The sequence below is a fragment of the Bartonella sp. AA168HLJHH genome (genome assembly GCF_042197365.1).
Classification (GTDB): Bacteria; Pseudomonadota; Alphaproteobacteria; order Rhizobiales; family Rhizobiaceae; genus Bartonella.
Genome location: NZ_JBHIRS010000048.1, coordinates 1 through 3,248 on the forward strand (window position 1 = coordinate 1; position 3,248 = coordinate 3,248).

Annotated in this window: 2 protein-coding genes and 2 pseudogenes; all 4 read left to right on the forward strand. The window is 41.2% G+C overall.

Annotated features, from left to right (window positions below; genetic code table 11):
* Window positions 1-234, forward strand: a pseudogene (locus ACFINM_RS09525) (integrase); the annotation flags it as partial.
* 207 nt (window positions 235-441) lie between these two features.
* Entirely contained in the window at window positions 442-642 is a 201-nt protein-coding gene (locus ACFINM_RS09530; RefSeq protein WP_375641260.1) for a helix-turn-helix transcriptional regulator, read from the forward strand.
* A gap of 97 nt (window positions 643-739) precedes the next feature.
* Window positions 740-1,624, forward strand: a complete 885-nt coding sequence (locus tag ACFINM_RS09535) for a toprim domain-containing protein (RefSeq protein ID WP_375641262.1) — start codon at window positions 740-742, stop codon at window positions 1,622-1,624.
* Window positions 1,621-3,228: pseudogene (locus tag ACFINM_RS09540) on the forward strand (YfjI family protein). Before ACFINM_RS09535 ends, ACFINM_RS09540 begins: the two are co-directional and overlap by 4 nt.
* Window positions 3,229-3,248 lie beyond the last annotated feature (20 nt).

The following is a 3,248-nucleotide window of genomic DNA, read 5'->3' on the forward strand; positions in this document are numbered from 1 at the left end:
TGTATGGCAAAATATATGAGAGACAATAAACTTGAAGCCTGCCCGCATGGTTTTCGTTCTAGTTTACGCAATTGGCTTGCTGAAACAACCGATGCTCCCTATGAGGTCGCTGAAACTATTCTAAGTCATACAGTTGGCGGCAAAGTAGAGCGTGCCTATCGTCGTACTGACTATCTAGAACAGCGCCGTGTTTATATGGATAAATGGGCGGCTTATGTCACTGGTCAATCTTAAGATATGGGGTGCATAACCCCATGATCTGTGGATAACTTTCTCTCTCTTCTCTCTCATTCTTTCTCAATAAAACTCATAAATTATCACATCAAAAATTGTATGATAAAATATTGTTTTCTATAAATAAAACATCTTTCCAAATGAACCAAAATATGGTTAATAAATAGTTATGATTTGTTACCATTTTTTGATAGAAAGGATTTTAGTATGACAGAAAATGCTATTCTTTTAACAGACCGTGAAAGTGCAAAATTGCTTCATATGAGTGTCTCAACTTTCCGCCGTCATGTTACCAATGGCTCTCTCCCAAAACCTTTAAAATTTGGCTTTTTATCCCGTTGGTTACAATCGGATCTCTTAAATGTCATCGAGCAAGCAAAACAGCAACGTCAAAGTGACGCGGCATAAAAAAACCTTGTCGCGTAAGGACGGACAAGGCTTTCTCAAACTCATCACCCTAGAGATAGCACAATCCGTCCTATGACGCAACGTTATAGGATTTAAAATGATGTGTTCTTTTAAGAATGCGCAAGGTATCACACGTGCCTTGCGTGGTACTTGGCATGGGCGTTATGGAACAGCCCGTTGCCCTGCTCATGATGATAGGTTGCCTAGCTTATCCCTTGCCAATGGACATGATGGGCGTTTATTGCTCTATTGTTATTCTGGCTGCTCTTTTAGAGAGATCATACAAGCGCTTATTAGAATTAGATTGCTTGGAAAACAAGCTTATGATCAGACGCTCTCTTTCTCCAAACAGTTTTGTGCTGATCTCAAACGAGCAAAACAGAAAGCAGAGAGAGCAAAAGCAATTTGGCAACAAAGCCAACCAATTAAAAACACTTTAGCAGAAACCTATTTACGTATGCGGGGTATTACATGTGATTTGCCTCCTGATTTACGCTTTTACGACAAATGTTCGCACCCCTCTGGGGGTACACTGCCCGCGTTGGTGGCTCTTGTTAAGGGCGCTGGTTCCTTTGCCATTCATAGAACCTTTTTAAAAGACAATGGCTGCAAAACAGACCAAAAACCAGCAAAAGCCATGTTGGGATCTGTAACGGGTGGCGCGGTGCATTTAAGTCAAGCCAATCCAAAACATCTGGTCATTTGTGAAGGCATTGAAACCGGTCTGGCTCTTTTGTCTGGGTTGTTATCAGAGCCCGTTGATTTATGGGCGTCCCTTTCAACCCATGGCATGATGCATGTGAATTTACCCAAAACAAAAGCCCGTCTCACCATTGCAATGGATGGCGATGATGCGGGGCGTAAAGCAGGTTTTAACCTCGCTGCGCGTGCCTATAGACAAGGCTTTGAGGTTTTTATCATGCAAGCCCCCTACGGTCTAGATTTCAATGATGTTTTGATACTGAAAGGTATAAATAAATGAGAGAGAATAAAAACAATATTGTCGATACCAACAATCAAAATGTTTCATTCAATGATAACGATAATGGCTCTTTAAATGATAAGACTTGTTTAGAAGCCATTCCTTATAAACAAGCATTGCAACAAAACGGTTGGGGGGAATTAAAACCACTTGAATATACTCTCTTACCCGTCGAGTCTTTTCATGCTGCGCAAATGCCTTTAACTTTAAGTCGCTATGTTTATGACGTTGCTGACCGTCAACAAGCGCCTCTTGATTTTGTGGCTGTCGCTGCTTTGTGTGGCTTGGCTGCTCTCATCGGCAATGGCGTGCGGATTGCTCCAAAACAACATGATGATTGGAAGATTGTCCCTAATCTCTGGGGCGCTCTTATTGGTCAACCTTCAACCATGAAAACACCTACCATGCAAGCCGCTTTAACTCCCATCACTTGCCTTCAAAAGAAATGGTATAAAGACTGGCTAAAGCAGAAAGAGAGACAAGAAATTGAAGAGATACTTGAAACTTTAGACAAATCCGAAAAGAAAAAACAAGCCCATAAAGCAATCAAAAAAGGAGATCTTGAAACAGCCCGTGCTCTTTTGTCTGAAACCCTCTCTAAAGACAATACGCGTGATGAGGATGTCTCTCGTTTTATTGTCAATGATGTGACCGTTGAAAAGCTTGGGGAACTTTTAAAAGAAAACCCCCGTGGTCTCTTGATGGTGCGTGATGAATTATCCGGTTTCTTAACAGATATGGAACGGAAGGAATATCAAACAGACCGTTCCTTTTATTTAACAGCTTTTAATGGCGATGATCAATTTACTTATGACCGGATTGGGCGTGGAACCATTTTTATTCCCAATGCAACCGTCTCTATTATAGGGGGCATTCAACCCTCTCGCATTCTGCCCTTTATACGCAATGTTTTATATGGCAAAGGCAATGATGGTTTCTTACAACGCTTTCAAATGCTGGTCTTTCCCGATGAGACAAAAGATTGGAAATGGGTTGATAGACCGCCCAATCAAGAGGCATGGGAAACTTATGAAGGGGCATTTCGTTCTCTTTATGATAACCCCCTTGGTTCACCAGAACACCCTCTTGTGATGCGCTTTTCTGCTGAAGCTCAAGAGATCTTTCGTGAATGGATGCAAAAGATTTTTAAAGAAGCCAAAGAGAATAACATTTCTGAAAGCTTACAAGCGCATCTTTTGAAAATGCCTAAGACCATAGTAAGTCTTGCATTGATTTTTGAATTAACCGAAGGGGGGCGTTTTGAAATCAATAAAGGTGCCCTTCAAACAGCCTTGCGATGGGAAAAATATTTGTTCAGTCATGTCAAAAGGCTCTATGCGGCGGCGGATAGCTTAGCAACAGAGGGGGCAAAATTGATTGTCGAGCGCTGTGATCATTTACCCGATGTCTTTACTTTACGTGATATTCATCAAAGAAGTTGGATCGGTTTAACAGATAATAGAGCCGTTAAGCAAGCTTTAGAGCTCTTATGTCGTTCCAATCATATTCGTCAAATAGCAAGTGAAAATAGCTCATAAGGTGTTCGCCCTACCATACGTTATGAATGGCACCCTTTCGTTAAAAACAACAGCATCAAACAATGAAGCCATTGTAATCTTTTGTT